The following is a 14,911-nucleotide window of genomic DNA, read 5'->3' on the forward strand; positions in this document are numbered from 1 at the left end:
GGGAGAGAGGGCCTGGGCCATGGACCATGGCAGCGAGCGGGACACGCCTCCCGGCCTCGGTGCTGGGGAGGGCGCGCCGGGCCGCATCCCGCTGGCCGTGGTCGTCGTCGACCGCGACGGGCGGGTCTCCCACTGGAGCACCGGCGCACGCCGGCTGTTCGGCGCCGCCAGGGAACAGGCGATCGGCCACCCCGTCCTCGACCTGCTGCCGGTCTCCGGGGCGCTTCCCGAGTACGACGAGATCACTCCGTACGGCGCCTACGCGGCCTACGACGGACTCGGCCCCGACCTGGAGTCCTCCCTCGACGGACGGCTGAACTTCCCCGCCGCGGGCCGCGCCCGGCTCACCGTGCCGGACCGCGACCGCGTCGATGTGCTGTGGTGGGCGTATCCGCTGGTCGGCCCCGGCGAGGAGCGGCTGCTGGTGCTCGCCGCCGACGCCGAACGGCTCCGCCGGTCCGAGCACGCCGAGGACGTGGCCTTCGAGCGCATAGCGCCCGGATTCGCCCTGCACACCGACTTCCCCGGCGCCGAGGAACTCGCCCGCAGGCTCCCCGAGATCCTGCCCAGCATGAGCGTCGACGAGAGTGCCCGGATCGTCGCCCAGGTCCTCGAACTCGGCTATCCGATCCTGGAGTTCAGCCAGAACGACCGGGTTCCCGTCACCCCCGACTGGGGCGTCGCCCGGCGCACCGAGCGTAAGGCCCGCCGGGAGCACGCCGCCCGGGTGGCCGCCCAGGGCCTGCCGGTGCCCGCCGACCTCACCGACGACGAGGGCGAGGACCTGGAGTACGCGGCCGTCCGCGAGCGCCTCGAATTCCTCAACGAGGTCAGCGGGAGGATCGGCACCTCGCTCGACCTGTCCCGCACGATCGTCGAGGTCAGCAGAGCCGTCGTGCCCCGCTTCACCGATGTCGCCGGCACCTATCTGCGCGAACAGGTCGTCGCGGGCGAGGGGTTCCCGGACGGTGTGCCCGACACCACCACCATGTGGCACCGGGTCGCCCTGGAGCACACCGACGAACCCGGCCGCTGGGACGACGTCGTCCCGGTCGGCGAGGCCATGCCGTTCCCCGCGCACACCCCGTTCTTCCAGTGCATGACCAGCGGCGAGCCGGTGCTGGTGCCGCGCATCAGCGTGGAGATGGGCCACGCCATCGCCTCCCAGTTCGAGAAGCGGGACATCCGGCCCCTGATCACCGGCCGCTCGATGCTGGTCGTCCCCCTCAAGGCTCGCCAGGTCGTGCTCGGCTTCATGATCCTGCTGCGCCACCCCGAACGCGAGATGTTCAACGACATGGACCGCGTCACCGGCGCCGAACTCGCCGCCCGCGCGGGCCTCGTGCTCGACAACGCACGCATGTACACCTTCCAGGAGAGCGTCGCCGAGACCCTCCAGGACAGCATGCTGCCGCACATCCCGCCGCGCATGGCCGGCTGTGACATCGCCACCCGGTACCTGCCGGGCACCCTGCTGGGCCGTGTCGGCGGCGACTGGTTCGACTCCGTGAAACTCCCCGGCGCCCGCACCGCCCTCGTCGTCGGCGACGTCATGGGCCACGGCCTCAACTCGGCCGCGATGATGGGCCAGTTGCGGACGGCCGTCCAGACCATGGCGGCCCTGGACCTGCCGCCGGCCCAGCTCCTGCGCAACCTCGACGACCTGGCCCAGCGGCTCGGCGACGGCTACCTCGCCACCTGCCTCTACGCCGTCTACGACCCGATCGAGAGCGAACTCCACCTCGCCAACGCGGGCCACATCCCGCCCGTGCTGGTCCGTGCCGTCGACGGCCGCAGCGAACTCCTCGACCTGCCCACCGGGGCGCCCATCGGCGTCGGCGGGGTCGCCTTCGAGTCGCTGCGGGTGCGCGTGGCCCCCGGCGACCGGCTGGTGATGTGCACCGACGGACTCGTCGAGATGCGCGGCGAGGACATCGGCGTCGGCCTCGCCACCCTCTGCGAGTCCGCCGCCCACCCGGCCGCCTCCATGGACGACGCCTGCGACACCGTCATCCGCGCCCTGAACACACGCGGCGGCCGCAAGGACGACGTCGCCCTGCTGATGGCCCGCCTCAACGGCATCGAACCGGACGATGTCGCCGAATGGCGGCTCGCCCTCGACCCCGCCGAGGTCCGCCGCGCCCGCGCCGCGGTCCGCGAACAGCTCCACGACTGGGGCCTGGCCCGGCTCGCCGACCCCACCGAGCTGATGGTCAGCGAACTCGTCACCAACGCGCTACGGCACTCCCACAGCCGTCCGGTCCAGCTCCGGCTGATCCACGGCGAGAACCTGCTGTGCGAGGTCGATGACGACGACCACGCCCTGCCGACCCTGCTCAGCGCGGAACCCGGCGCCGCCGCCGGACGCGGACTGCGGGTGGTCAGCACGCTGGCCCGGGAGTGGGGCACCAGCCGTACGGCCGCCGGGAAGACCGTCTGGTTCGAGCTGACCTCACGCCGCCGCTGACCGAGGGGCGCACGTTCGTCGAAAGTGGGGTGAAGGTACGCGCTGGGCGCTTGTGGCCGAAACCGGCGCAGGGTAAACCGTACTGGCCCGTCACATACGGCGGCCTTCTGCGGTCACACCCTGGGGAGTTGGGCATGAGCGTGACGAGTCGATACCGGGACGCCTGGGAGGGCTTCTGGCGCGAGGCGCCCAGTGAGACGGGGGCGGTGTTCTGGGACGCGGAGCCGGGCGTGACCGCCTCGGTCCATGTCCCCCTCTTCGAGCCCCACCTCACCGACCCCGGCCTGCCGCTGGTCGACCTCGGCTGCGGCAACGGTACCCAGACCCGCTTCCTCGCCGGCCGCTTTCCACGGGTGCTGGGCACCGACATCGCCGAGGCCGCCCTGGAGCACGCCCGGCACGCCGACCCCGCCGGACTGGCCCGCTACCGTCAGCTGGACGCGGCCGAGAAGAGCGAGGCCGAGGCCCTGCACGCCGAACTCGGGGACGCCAACGTCTATATGCGGGGCGTTCTGCACCAGTGCGAACCCGACGACCGGCAGCCGTTGACCGACGCCGTCGCCACGCTCGTCGGCGGTCGCGGCCGGGCCTTCCTCGTCGAGCTCTCCGAGGCCGCCGGCCCCATCCTCGGCGGCCTCGCCCAGAGCCCGTCCGGTCCGCCGCCCAAGCTCGCCCCGGTCTTCCGGCACGGCATCGCCCCCGGCGAGGTCGCCGACGACGCGGTACCCGAGTACCTGCGCAACGCCGGCCTCACGGTCCTCGCGAGCGGCGAACTTCCCTTGACGACAACGGAGTTCACCCCGGACGGCGAGCGGATCGTGCTGCCGTCGCGGTGGCTGGTGGCCGGCCGCGCGAACTGACCATCAGGACAGCGCGAGTCCGCCCCTCGGCGTGGCGTGGCCGCGGGGTGGACCGCTGTGCCGGGCCGGTCAGGTGCTGTCGCGGCCACGGCGGTAGGCCGCCCAGCCCGTGCCCAGCAGCGCCGCCGCGAGCGCGGCCGCGGAGAGCGCGCCGACGCCCGTGGCGGCGAGACTGCCACCGGAGACGGCGGTTCCGGTGCCGCCGGTGGTGGTTGCGGTGCCTCCAGCGGTGGTTGCGGTGCCTCCGGCGGTGGAGGTGCCACCGGCCGTGGTGACCGAGCCCGAGCCGCTTCCGCCGGAGCCGCCGTCGCCCCCGGTGGTGGTCCCGCCGTCCGTCGGACCGCCGGTACCGCCGTCGTCACCACCGGCCCCGCCGTCGTTCCCGCCGTCGTCCTCGCCCGGTTCGGAGACCGTGAGGGTGACCGGTGAAGTGCGCGTGGTCCCCGCCGAGTTGGTGAACTCGGCGCGGTAGCGCTCACCGTCCTGACGGATCCCCGCGGTGAAGGTGTACGACGTCTCCGTGGCCCCCTCGACCGCCGACCAGGTCTGTCCCTCGTCGGTGCTGACCTGCCACCGCACGGTCGGCTCCGGTGTGCCCTCGGCCGCCGCGGCGAACGTGACCTCCTCGCCCGGTGCCGCGGTCCGGTCGGCCGGGGCCCGCACGATCTTCGGGGACATCCGCAGCTCGAACCTCAGCACCTTGCTCTCGGCGCCGTCCGTGACGAAGACCGTGCCTGCGCCCGGGGCGACCGCGACGCCCGCGTAGGCATCGGCGCGGCTGCCCGGCAGGGCGACCGGCTCGGCCACGCGCCCGAAGTGCCCGCTGTCGTAGACCTCCAGGGCCCCGGTGTTGTCGGCGCCGTCGTCGGCGTTGCCGTAGTCCTCCCGGAGTACGTAGGCCCGGCGGGTCGCCGTGTCGAAGGCGAGGGCCGTCGGGCGGTCGTCGCCCTCCAGGGTGGCGAGGAGCTTCGCGTCCCCGTCGTAGACGAGCACCGAGTCCCCGCTGCCCACCCAGACGTTGCCGGTGGCCGGATCGGCTTCGAGGAACGTGACGTAGGCGTCGGGGAGTCGGGCCGTCGCCGTCACGGTGAAGGAACCGGTGTCGATCCGGCGCAGCTGTCCGCCCGCCGAACCGGCCGACCAGGCGGCCGAGCCGGCGCTGTCCACGCCGAGGACCGAGCCGCCGTCGAGGGTGAGGGTCCGCCGGACGGCGCCCGTGGCCGTCTCGACCTCGGAGAGGGCCGGGCCCTGGGCGACCAGTACCGTGCCGGCCGATGTGCCGGAGCCCACGCCGGTGACCGTGGCGCCCGCGAGCCAGACGCCGCCCGCGGTCGCGTCGCCGTCCTTCGCGGTGCCGATGCCGCGCAGCGGGTAGTGGAAGACCACCCCGTCGCCGGCCAGCGGTGCGACGAGCAGCGGTACGTTGCGGGCGGCGAGCGCTCCCGTGGAGCCGGGCGCCTGCGCGATGTGCGACAGGACCCTTCCGTCCGCCGGGTCCAGGGCGTACAGGCCGCGCTCGTTGACGTCGGCCGTGTCCGGGATGTCCGCCGAACCGACGTACAGCTTCCCGGAGTCCGGGTGGAGCAGCAGGTCCTGCGGGCGGCCGGCGGTGGTGAACTCCGCCGTCTTCGCGTAACTCACCGTGCCCGGCGGCACGTCGACGCCGTCGCCGCCGTCCTCGGGGGCCTGCCCCGCGAAGACGACCGGGACACGGACGTCCTGCGAGCGGTCCCCGGTGCCGCGGTGGTCGACGCGGGTGACGACCGAGCAGACGACCTGCGCACAGTCGACGTGGGAGTCCTTCGCCCTGACGGCGAGCCGGATGTCGAAGGTGCCGCCGGGGCCGTAGGCCTGGGCGAGCTCGCCCTCGTTGGGGTCGCCGTCGGGGACGATCCATGTCGAGGCGCCCGCGCCGCCGGAGGTGTCGGCGCCGCCGACGCACGGGCCGGGGATCCGGTCGTCGCCGTTGTCCTTGCACAGGGCGACGTAGATGCCCTTGGTCTCGTCGTAGCCCGCGCCGGTGACCTGGACGGTGTCGCCGTCGGGGCCGAGGTTCGCGGTGGCCGAGACGGTGAGTTCCTGGCCGCCCGGACCGTGCGCGGTCCGCGGGGTGTCCGCGGCCCGGGCGGCGGACCCGGTCGCGATCGAGGCGGTGGCGAGCGCGGCGGCGCCGAGGAGCGCCGCCGGGCCGGTGTGTCTGCTCCGGGTCACTGGAAGGTGATCGGGACGTGGACGTCGTACTTGCGGTCCTCGCTGTCGAAGTGGTCGGCGCGGGTGACCACGGCGCAGGTGACGTCCTCGCCGCAGACGCTGCCGTCGTCGAGGGCCGCCTTCACGTAGATCTGCACACTGAAGGTGCCGCCGGTGCCGAACCTGGAGCTGTTGGCGAAGAGCCCGCCGAAGGTGTTGTTGACCCAGTGCGAGGCGCCCGTGGTGCCGGACTCGTCCTGACCGCCGAGGCAGGGGCTCGGCTTGTTGGCGCCCGGCGTGCCGTCGACCACGCACAGGCCGACGTAGACGCCCTGGCTCGTGTTGTACCCGGAGCCCGTGACGGTGATCGTCCGGCCGGCGGCGGCGGCCGTGTCGGGGGCGCTGAGCGACAGGCTGTAGGTGGTGCCGGCGTCGGTGACCGTGCGGGTCGAGGTGGCGGCGGAGGCGGAGCCGGCCAGGCCCAGGGTGAGGGCTGCGGAGGCGGTGACGGCGAGCGCGGCACGGGCGACGGTACGGGATCTCATGACGGAGGGTGAACCCTTCTCGACGGGAGGTGACTTAGGTAAGGCTTACCTAAATGCAAGGTTCCGTCTTTTGTCAACGCACGGCAAAGAACGTCAACTGCGCACCATGTCAGCGGGGTTGGAGGACGACGCCTTGCTTCCTGGCCGGTGGCCGCCCGGACGCGTAACGTGGCGCACCATGAAGATCCTCATCAGCGCCGACATGGAGGGCGCCACCGGGGTGACCTGGCCCGGCGACGTACTGCCCGGAACGCCGCAGTGGGAGCGGTGCAGGTCGATGTTCACCTCCGACGTCAACGCCGCCGTCCTCGGCTTCCTCGACGGCGGTGCCGACGAGGTCGTCATCAACGAGGCCCACTGGAGCATGCGCAACCTGCTCCTGGAGCAGCTCGACGAGCGCGCCGAGATGATCACCGGCCGCCACAAGACCCTCTCCATGGTCGAGGGCGTCCAGCACGGCGACGTCGACGGCATCGCCTTCGTCGGCTACCACACCGGAGCCGGCATGGAGGGCGTCCTCGCCCACACCTACCTCGCCAACTCCATCACCGGCGTCTGGCTCAACGACGTCCGCGCCAGCGAGGGCCTGCTCAACGCGCACGTCGTCGCCGAGTACGGCGTCCCCGTCGTCCTCGTCACCGGCGACGACCTGGCCTGCGAGGACGCCCTCGGCTACGCGCCCGAGGCGCTCAAGGTCGCCGTCAAGGACCACGTGTCCAGGTACGCGGCCAAGTGCCGCACGCCCGCCAGGACCGCCGCCGACATCCGCGCCGCCGCCAAGGACGCGGCCGGGCTCGCGGTGCGGCACGAACCCGTGACCGGCGGGCCGTTCACCGTCGCCCTGGAGTTCGACGCCGAGCACCTCGCCCTCTCCGCCACCGTCGTCCCGGGCGTGGAGCGGACCGGCGAGCGGAAGGTGGCGTACACCGAGGGGACCATGTACGACGCCATCCGCACCTTCAAGGCGGTCACCACGATCGTCTCGGCAGCCGTGGAGGAGCAGTATGGCTGACCAGCAGGCGCTGGACGAGGTCGTCCGGTTCACCTCCGAGCTGATCAGGATCGACACCAGCAACTTCGGCGGCGGTGACTGCCGCGAGCGGCCCGCCGCCGAGTACGCGGCGGAACAGCTGGCGGGAGCGGGTCTGGAGCCGATCCTCCTGGAGCGGACCGAGGGCCGCACCAACGTCGTCGCCCGGATCGAGGGGACGGACGCGACGGCGGACGCGCTCCTCGTCCACGGGCACCTGGACGTGGTGCCCGCGCAGGCCGCCGACTGGAGCGTCGCCCCCTTCTCCGGGGAGATCCGCGACGGGGTCGTGTGGGGCCGGGGCGCCGTCGACATGAAGAACATGGACGCGATGATCCTGGCCGTGATGCGGGCCTGGGCCCGGGAGGGGGTGCGGCCGCGCCGGGACATCGTCGTCGCGTTCACCGCCGACGAGGAGGCCAGCGCCGAGGACGGCTCCGGCTTCCTCGCCGGCCACCACCCCGAGCTGTTCGAGGGCTGCACCGAGGGCGTCAGCGAGTCGGGCGCCTTCACCTTCCACGACGGCACCGGGCGGCAGCTCTACCCCATCGCGGCGGGGGAGCGCGGCACCGGCTGGCTGAAGCTCACCGCGCGCGGCCGGGCCGGACACGGCTCCAAGGTCAACAAGGAGAACGCGGTCACCCGGCTGGCCGCCGCCGTCACGCGCATCGGCGAGCACACCTGGCCGACCCGGCTCACCCCGACGGTCACCGCCGCCCTCACCGAACTCGCTGTCCTCTACGGCATCGAGCCCGACCTGGACGAGGTCGACCTGCTCCTCGACAAGCTCGGCCCGGCCGCCAAGCTGGTCGAGGCCACCGTCCGCAACAGCGCCAACCCGACCATGCTGAACGCCGGTTACAAGGTCAACGTCATTCCCGGCGAGGCCGTCGCCTTCATCGACGGACGCCATCTGTACGGCACCGAGGACGAGTTCCGCGCCACCCTGGACCGGCTCACCGGGCCCGACATCGACTGGGAGTTCCACCACCGCGAGGTCGCCCTCCAGGCACCGCTCGACTCACCGACGTACGCCCGGATGCGCGCCGCCGTCGAGGAGTTCGCGCCCGAAGGGCATGTGGTGCCGTACTGCATGTCGGGCGGCACCGACGCCAAGCAGTTCTCCCGGCTCGGCATCACCGGCTACGGTTTCACACCGCTCCGGCTGCCCGAGGGCTACGACTACCAGGCCATGTTCCACGGCGTCGACGAACGCGTCCCCGTCGAGGCCCTGCACTTCGGCGTCCGGGTCCTGGACCGCTTCCTGCGCACGGCATAGGAGACATCGTGGAGACGAAGCCGTACGGCTCCTGGCCCTCGCCCATCGACGCGGCGCTGGCCGCCGCGCACGACGGCAGCCCCGACTGGGTGGGCTTCGTCGGCGACGAGACCTGGTGGACCGAACCCCGCCCGCGGGAGGGCGGGCGCCGGACCCTGGTGCGGGGCAGCACCCGGGAGTCGGTGCTGCCCGCGCCGTGGAACGTCCGCAGCCGGGTCATCGAGTACGGCGGACAGCCCTGGGCCGGTGCGGTGCCCGCCGGCGGCGAACCGCTGCTGGTCTTCGTCCACTTCGACGACCAGCGGCTGTACCGGTACGAGCCGGGCGCCGAGCCCCGCCCGCTGACCCCGCCCGGACTCCGCTGGGCCGACCCGCGGTTGCTGCTCGACCGGGGTGAGGTCTGGTGCGTCCTTGAGGAGTTCACCGGGGACGGCCCCGGCGATGTGCGGCGGGTGCTCGCCGCCGTACCGCTGGACGGCTCGGCCGCCGAGGACCGGGCCGCCGTACGCGAACTCACCGGCGAACGGCACCGGTTCGTGACCGGGCCGCGTCTCTCGCACGACGGGCGGCGGGCCGCCTGGCTCGCCTGGGACCATCCGCGGATGCCGTGGGACGGCACGGAACTGCTGGTCGGCGAGGTCGGTGACGACGGTGTGCTGCACGAGGTCCGTACGGTCGCGGGCGGGCCCGAGGAGTCCATCGCCCAGGTCGAATGGTCGAAGGACGGCCGCCTCCTGTACGCGAGCGACCGCAGCGGCTGGTGGAACCTCTACCGCGACGGCACCCCCCTGTGCCCGCGCGAGGAGGAGTTCGCCGGGCCGCTCTGGAGGCTCGGCCAGCGCTGGTTCGCACCGCTGGACAACGGGCTGATCGCCGTCGTCCACGGCCGCGGGGCGACCGCACTCGGGATACTCGACCCGGAGTCCGGTGAACTCGTCGACGCCGCCGGACACTGGACCGAGTTCGCCCCCACCCTCGCGGCGCACGGCACCCGCGTCGCCGGGGTCGGCGCCGGCCCGCGCACCGCGGGTGAGGTGATCGAACTCGACACCGCGAGCGGCCGCGCCCGGGTCGTCGGCACCCCCCACCGCGACCCGGTCGACCCCGCCTACTACCCCGAGCCGCGGGCCCGCACCTTCACCGGCCCGGACGGCCGCGAGGTGCACGCCCACATCTACCCGCCCCACCACCCCGGCCACACCGCCCCCGACGGCGAGCTGCCGCCGTACGTCGTCTGGGCACACGGCGGCCCCACCAGCCGGGCGTCCCTCGTCCTCGACCTGGCGATCGGCTACTTCACCTCCCGGGGCATCGGGGTCGCCGAGGTCAACTACGGCGGCTCCACCGGGTACGGGCGGGAGTACCGCAACCGGCTGCGCGAGCAGTGGGGCGTGGTCGACGTCGAGGACTGCGCGGCCGTCGCCCTCGCCCTCGCCGAGGAGGGCACCGCCGACCGCGCCCGGCTCGCGATCCGGGGCGGCAGCGCCGGCGGCTGGACCGCCGCCGCCTCGCTGACCAGTACCGACGTCTACGCCTGCGGCACCATCGCCTATCCCGTCCTCGACCTCACCACCTGGGGCTCGGGAGAGACCCACGACTTCGAGTCCCGGTACCTGGAGTCACTGATCGGACCGCTGGCCGAGGTGCCCGAGCGATACCTGGAACGCTCGCCCAGCGAGCACGCCGACCGGCTCGCCGCGCCCTTCCTGCTGCTCCAGGGCCTGGACGACGTGATCTGCCCGCCCGCGCAGTGCGAACGCTTCCTCGCCCACCTCGACGGACGGCGCGTGCCGCACGCCTACCTCACCTTCGCGGGCGAGGGCCACGGCTTCCGTCGCGCCGAGACCATGGTTCGCGCCCTGGAGGCCGAACTCGCCCTGTATGCGCAGGTGTTCGGGCTGACCGTGCCCGGCATCCCCGAGTTGGAGCTGGTGAAGTGACAGAGCTGGTACGGCCGTCGAGGCTCGCCCCCGGAGCGCGGGTCGCCGTGGTGGCGCCGAGCGGACCGGTGGTGGAGGAGCGGCTCCAGGCGGGCCTCGACATCCTGCGCGGCTGGGACCTCGACCCGGTGCTGACACCCCATGTGCTCGCCAGGGACGGGAAGCTGGGCTACCTCGCGGGCTCCGACGCCGACCGGGCCGCCGACCTCCAGCGGGCCTGGTGCGACCCGTCCGTGTCCGCCGTGCTCTGCGCGCGCGGCGGCTACGGCGCCCAGCGCCTGGTCGACCTGCTCGACTGGGAGGCGATGCGGGCCGCCGGGCCGAAGGCCTTCGTCGGCTTCAGCGACGGGACCGTACTGCACGACGCGTTCGCCACCCGGCTCGGGCTCGCCACCCTGTACGGGCCGGTGGCCGCAGGCGCCGACTTCGTCAAGAGCACCGAGGCCCAGGAGCACCTGCGGGCCACCCTGTTCGCCCCGGAGACGGTGCGCACGATCACCGGCCGAGGCAGGGCGCTGGTGCCGGGCCGGGCCCGGGGCGTCACGGTCGGCGGCTGCCTGCGCCTGCTCGCGACCGGCATCGGCACCCCGCACACCCACCCCGGCGCGCGCGGCGGGCTGCTCCTGCTGGAGGACGTGGGCGAGCAGCCGTACAGCCTCGACCGGAGCATCACCCAGCTGCTGCGGTCCGGCTGGCTCGACGGGGTCGCCGGGATCCTGCTCGGGTCCTGGGACCGGTGCGGGCCGTACGAGGGCGTGCGGGCGGTGCTCGCCGACCGGCTCGGCGGGCTCGGGGTACCGGTGGTGGAGGAGTTCGGCTTCGGGCACTGCGAGTCGGCCCTGACCATCCCGCTCGGCGTCGCGGCGGAGCTGGACGCCGACGCGGGCACGCTCACCCTGCTGGAACCGGCGCTGCGCTGAGACCGCACGGCCGGTCGCGCTCGCCGTGCGGGGCACGTTTCGTGAAACGCCGTGGCCGGCTTTGCGTAGGGTGGCCGAATGCCGCACATCGCTTCCCGCTATCTCGCCGAGGGCCCTCGCGTGGGCATCCGCCACTTCAGCTACGAGGACGGCGCCGAGTTCATCGCCCGGGCCCGGGAGAGCAAGGACCTCCACCAGCCCTGGCTGTTCCCGCCCACCACGGACGCGGCCTACGCCGGCTACGCGGGCCGCCTGATCGAGGACCGCAGCAAGGCCGGGTTCCTGGTCTGCGCGAAGGACGGCGGAGAGCACGGTGGGGCGATCGCCGGGTTCATCAACATCAACAACATCGTCGAGGGCGGCTTCCAGTGCGGTGCCCTCGGTTACGGGGTGTTCGCGCACGCCGCCGGGCGCGGACTGATGCGGGAGGCGATGGGGCTGGTCGTGGACCACGCCTTCGGGCCGATGCGGCTGCACCGGCTGGAGATCAACGCCCAGCCCGGCAACGCCGCGTCCATCGCGCTCGCGCGCGGCGCCGGGTTCCGCCTGGAGGGCTTCTCGCCGAACATGATCTACATCGACGGGGCCTGGCGGGACCACGAGCGGTGGGCGATCACGGCGGAGATGCGCTGATTCCGGCAGGTGTCCGGCCTTTGCGGAATCCTGACCGGCAGCTCCCCTGGTCAGCTCGTCCCGCGCCGGGTTCCATGGCGATCGTGACGAGGATCCGACGTGAGGTACTGACCCTGCCCGCGGCGGAGCTGGGCCCGGACAACCCGCTGCCCCCGCTCCGCCCCCTCGACGAGGTTCACCGCGTCGACGAGCGCGACCGGGACGAACTGCCCGCCGACATGGCCCGGCAGCTCGGCTACGAGCCGCTCCGCAGCCTCCTCCCGGTACGGATCCGCGACGGCTACGGCAGAACCCGCGAGCCCCGCGCCCTCGACGCGCTCGTGATCGAGAACGACCGGCTGCGCGCCACCGTCCTGCCCGGCCTCGGCGGCCGTGTCGCCTCCCTCGTCCACCTGCCCACCGGCCGTGAACTCCTCTACCGCAACCCGGTGTTCCAGCCCGCCGACTTCGCCCTCAACGGCGCCTGGTACGCCGGTGGCATCGAATGGAACATCGGTGCCACCGGCCACACCACCCTGTCCTGCGCCCCGCTGCACGCGGCCCGCGTCCCCGCCCCCGACGGCGGGGAGATGCTCCGGCTGTGGGAGTGGGAACGGCTGCGCGACCTGCCCTTCCAGGTCGACCTGTGGCTGCCGGACGGCTCCGACTTCCTGTACGTCGGCGTCCGCGTCCGCAATCCGCACGAACGCCCGGTGCCGCTCTACTGGTGGTCCAACACGGCCGTCCCCGAGGACCGCCGGGTCGTGGTACCGGCCGCGGAGGCCTGGGAGTTCGGGCCCGAACGGCGGCTGCGCCGGGTGCCCGTTCCGCCGTACGACACCCAACACGACTACGCCACCGACTACTTCTACGACGTGCCGGACGGCCGGCGCCCCTGGATCGCCGCGCTGGACGCGGACGGGCACGGGCTGGTGCAGACCTCGACCGACGGACTGCGCGGCCGGAAGCTGTTCGTGTGGGGCTCGGGTCCCGGTGGCCGGCGCTGGCAGGAATGGCTCGGCGGACCCGGCACCGGCGGCTATCGCGAGATCCAGGCCGGGCTCGCCCGCACCCAGTTGGAGCACGTCCGGCTGGAGGCGGAGAGCGAGGTCTCCTGGCTGGAGGCGTACGGGCCGCTGCCCGTGTCGGCGGAGACGGCGCCGGAGTGGGCGCCGGAGACCGTCGAGGAGCGGCTGGCGGCCGCCCTGCCCCGCACCGCGCTCGATGCCGCGTACGCGGCCTGGCAGCCCTGCGCCGACACCGCACCCGGCGAGATCCTCGCCACCGGCTCCGGCTGGGGCGCCCTCGAAGTCCTGCGCACGGACTGGAAACTGCCCGGCACGCCGTTCGCCGAGTCGACGCTGGGCGAGGAGCAGGCGCCCTGGGTGGCACTGCTGCGCACCGGCACGCTGCCCGAACCCCGCCGGGTCCGGCCGCCGGGACCCACCCTGGTCGCCCCGATCTGGCGGGACATGCTGGAGACGGCCCCCGCGACCCCGCACACCGAGTACCACCTCGGCGTCGCCCAGTGGCACGCCGGCGACCGTGCCCAGGCCGTCCGCAGCTGGGAGCGGGCCCTCCAGCTCGCGCCGTCCCTGTGGCCGTTGCTGCGCTGTCTCGCCGTCGCCGACCAGGAGTACGGGCACCACGAGCGGGCCGCCGAGCGGTACGCCGACGCATTCGACGACCTGTGCCGGGAACGCCGCGACGACGGTGCGGCCTGGACGGCGGCCGGTGCCGCGCTGGGCCGCGAGGCCCTCGAAGCGCTGCTGCGGGTCCGGCGGGTCGCGGACGCCCGCACCGTCTGGGAGGCGCTGCCGCCGGCCACCCGGGAACGCGGCCGGTTCCGGCTCCTGGCGGCCGAGTTGCTGCTCGCCGAGGGGCGGCGGGAAGCGGCCCGGGCCGTGTTCGAGGACGGGTTCGAGGTCGCCGACCTGCGGGAAGGGGCCGATCCCGTCGGCGTGTTGTGGGCGCGGCTCGGTGACGAGCCGCTGCCCGGTCGGTACGACTTCCGGATGCGGCCGCGGAACCCCTGATCAGGCCGGGTGCTGATCGACGTACTCGAACACCGAGCCGTCCGGGTGCATCGCGAGCAGGTTGCGGCCGGCGGGGGTGGGTACCGGCCCCGCGAGGATGTGGGCGCCGAGGTCGTCCAGCAACCGGTGGGCCGCGTCGACGTCCTGTACCGCGATCGTCGCGGTCACCTTGCGCAGCACCTCCAGCTCCGCCTCCGGGCCGCTCATCAGAAGGAAGGAGCCGACCGCGGCGACCTGGACGCCCCCGCGTTCGAAGCGGAGGGCTCTGCCGCCGGAGAGGCGTTCGTAGAACGGGATCGCGCTTTCGAGGTCGTCGACGCAGATGCGCAGGGAGGCGCCCAGAATCTCCATGCGACGAGCCTAGTTGGCCCCGGACGGGAAGACGCCACCTCCGGTGATCTCCTGTTACGGCTTTTCGCGTCCGGGTACCCGGCCCGCATGGCACATCTGGATCATCTCGAACATCTGGACAAGGATCTCGTCGACGAACTGGCGCAGGTCGCCCGCGAGACCGTACGGGATGAGCTGCGCGAGCAGGGCCGGAAACGCCGACGGGCCGCCCTGCTGTACGGCGCCTCCGGTGCGGTCGCCCTGTACGCCGGGGCGGCGGTGGCGGCGGCCGTGGGCCTGGCGCTGGCGATCGTGCTGCCGGGGTGGGCCGCGGCACTGCTCACCGCGGTGATCCTGGGTGCGGTCGCCGGCCTGCTGCGGGAGGCCGGCCGGCCCAGGAGGCCGCACGCTCCCCACCGGGGCATCGGCGAACCGGCGCCCGCGGGGCCGCCCGGCGGGCTGCCGTATCCGCCCATGCCGTCCGAGCCGCCGGTCCCGCCCGTCACTCCGGTCACGCCCCTGACGCCCGACGCCGGCCAGGAGGCACCGCACGATCGGGCCTGAGGCGGACACCCGCCGTGCCGTCGGCCGCCCGCGCGTGTGCGGCCGGTCGCACGGTGCCGCGTTCGCAGGGCGGGGCGCCTTCGGCGGGCGGCGTTTGGCCGGTCCGCCTACGGTTACCTGGGAAGCCTCGGAACCCAG

Annotated in this window: 12 protein-coding genes; 9 read left to right on the plus strand and 3 right to left on the minus strand. The window is 73.6% G+C overall.

Annotation, left to right across the window (positions count from 1 at the left end; genetic code table 11):
- Positions 1–19 precede the first annotated feature (19 nt).
- Positions 20–2,467, plus strand: a complete 2,448-nt coding sequence (locus tag ACFWXC_RS01535; RefSeq protein WP_384471239.1) for a SpoIIE family protein phosphatase — start codon at positions 20–22, stop codon at positions 2,465–2,467.
- A 134-nt stretch (positions 2,468–2,601) separates the two neighbouring features.
- Entirely contained in the window at positions 2,602–3,327 is a 726-nt protein-coding gene (locus ACFWXC_RS01540; protein ID WP_384471242.1) for a class I SAM-dependent methyltransferase, read from the plus strand.
- Between the two features lie 69 nt (positions 3,328–3,396).
- Here ACFWXC_RS01540 and ACFWXC_RS01545 read toward each other — a convergent pair whose 3' ends face one another.
- Both ACFWXC_RS01545 and ACFWXC_RS01550 read right to left on the minus strand, forming a co-directional pair.
- Positions 3,397–5,538, minus strand: a complete 2,142-nt coding sequence (locus ACFWXC_RS01545; protein WP_384471245.1) for a hypothetical protein — start codon at positions 5,536–5,538, stop codon at positions 3,397–3,399.
- Positions 5,535–6,062 (minus strand): hypothetical protein, encoded by a 528-nt coding sequence (locus tag ACFWXC_RS01550; protein ID WP_384471248.1) that lies wholly within the window; start codon positions 6,060–6,062, stop codon positions 5,535–5,537. Before ACFWXC_RS01550 ends, ACFWXC_RS01545 begins: the two co-directional genes overlap by 4 nt.
- 178 nt (positions 6,063–6,240) lie before the next feature.
- Here ACFWXC_RS01550 and ACFWXC_RS01555 point away from each other — a divergent pair, with 178 nt between their 5' ends.
- From ACFWXC_RS01555 to ACFWXC_RS01580, 6 genes are all read left to right on the plus strand, one after another.
- Positions 6,241–7,074 (plus strand): M55 family metallopeptidase, encoded by an 834-nt coding sequence (locus ACFWXC_RS01555; RefSeq protein WP_384471251.1) that lies wholly within the window; start codon positions 6,241–6,243, stop codon positions 7,072–7,074.
- The gene (locus ACFWXC_RS01560) at positions 7,067–8,371 is read left to right on the plus strand and encodes a M20/M25/M40 family metallo-hydrolase (RefSeq protein WP_384471254.1); all 1,305 of its coding nucleotides are present in this window, start codon (positions 7,067–7,069) and stop codon (positions 8,369–8,371) included. Before ACFWXC_RS01555 ends, ACFWXC_RS01560 begins: the two co-directional genes overlap by 8 nt.
- A gap of 8 nt (positions 8,372–8,379) precedes the next feature.
- The gene (locus tag ACFWXC_RS01565; protein WP_384471257.1) at positions 8,380–10,311 is read left to right on the plus strand and encodes an LpqB family beta-propeller domain-containing protein; all 1,932 of its coding nucleotides are present in this window, start codon (positions 8,380–8,382) and stop codon (positions 10,309–10,311) included.
- Positions 10,308–11,231 (plus strand): LD-carboxypeptidase, encoded by a 924-nt coding sequence (locus ACFWXC_RS01570; protein ID WP_384471260.1) that lies wholly within the window; start codon positions 10,308–10,310, stop codon positions 11,229–11,231. Before ACFWXC_RS01565 ends, ACFWXC_RS01570 begins: the two co-directional genes overlap by 4 nt.
- A gap of 78 nt (positions 11,232–11,309) precedes the next feature.
- Positions 11,310–11,864: a GNAT family N-acetyltransferase gene (locus ACFWXC_RS01575; RefSeq protein ID WP_384471263.1), complete on the plus strand. Its 555-nt coding sequence runs from the start codon at positions 11,310–11,312 to the stop codon at positions 11,862–11,864.
- 74 nt (positions 11,865–11,938) lie between these two features.
- Complete coding sequence (locus ACFWXC_RS01580) at positions 11,939–13,879, plus strand: DUF5107 domain-containing protein (protein WP_384471266.1); 1,941 nt, start codon at positions 11,939–11,941, stop codon at positions 13,877–13,879.
- Here the strand turns inward: ACFWXC_RS01580 and ACFWXC_RS01585 are convergent, their stop codons facing one another.
- Complete coding sequence (locus ACFWXC_RS01585; RefSeq protein WP_384471269.1) at positions 13,880–14,230, minus strand: VOC family protein; 351 nt, start codon at positions 14,228–14,230, stop codon at positions 13,880–13,882.
- 87 nt (positions 14,231–14,317) lie between these two features.
- Here ACFWXC_RS01585 and ACFWXC_RS01590 point away from each other — a divergent pair, with 87 nt between their 5' ends.
- The gene (locus ACFWXC_RS01590; RefSeq protein WP_384471271.1) at positions 14,318–14,773 is read left to right on the plus strand and encodes a phage holin family protein; all 456 of its coding nucleotides are present in this window, start codon (positions 14,318–14,320) and stop codon (positions 14,771–14,773) included.
- Positions 14,774–14,911 lie beyond the last annotated feature (138 nt).

Source organism: Streptomyces sp. NPDC058683 (genome assembly GCF_042716195.1).
In the GTDB taxonomy this organism is placed as follows: domain Bacteria; phylum Actinomycetota; class Actinomycetes; order Streptomycetales; family Streptomycetaceae; genus Streptomyces.

Excerpts from the sequence above, each read along its gene's own strand:
- ACFWXC_RS01535 (WP_384471239.1), top strand. The coding sequence starts at position 20 with ATGGACCATGGCAGCGAGCGGGACACGCCTCCCGGCCTCGGTGCTGGG.
- ACFWXC_RS01540 (WP_384471242.1), top strand. The coding sequence starts at position 2,602 with ATGAGCGTGACGAGTCGATACCGGGACGCCTGGGAGGGCTTCTGGCGC.
- ACFWXC_RS01550 (WP_384471248.1), bottom strand. The coding sequence starts at position 6,062 with ATGAGATCCCGTACCGTCGCCCGTGCCGCGCTCGCCGTCACCGCCTCC.
- ACFWXC_RS01555 (WP_384471251.1), top strand. The coding sequence starts at position 6,241 with ATGAAGATCCTCATCAGCGCCGACATGGAGGGCGCCACCGGGGTGACC.
- ACFWXC_RS01560 (WP_384471254.1), top strand. The coding sequence starts at position 7,067 with ATGGCTGACCAGCAGGCGCTGGACGAGGTCGTCCGGTTCACCTCCGAG.
- ACFWXC_RS01575 (WP_384471263.1), top strand. The coding sequence starts at position 11,310 with ATGCCGCACATCGCTTCCCGCTATCTCGCCGAGGGCCCTCGCGTGGGC.
- ACFWXC_RS01580 (WP_384471266.1), top strand. The coding sequence starts at position 11,939 with ATGGCGATCGTGACGAGGATCCGACGTGAGGTACTGACCCTGCCCGCG.
- ACFWXC_RS01585 (WP_384471269.1), bottom strand. The coding sequence starts at position 14,230 with ATGGAGATTCTGGGCGCCTCCCTGCGCATCTGCGTCGACGACCTCGAA.
- ACFWXC_RS01590 (WP_384471271.1), top strand. The coding sequence starts at position 14,318 with ATGGCACATCTGGATCATCTCGAACATCTGGACAAGGATCTCGTCGAC.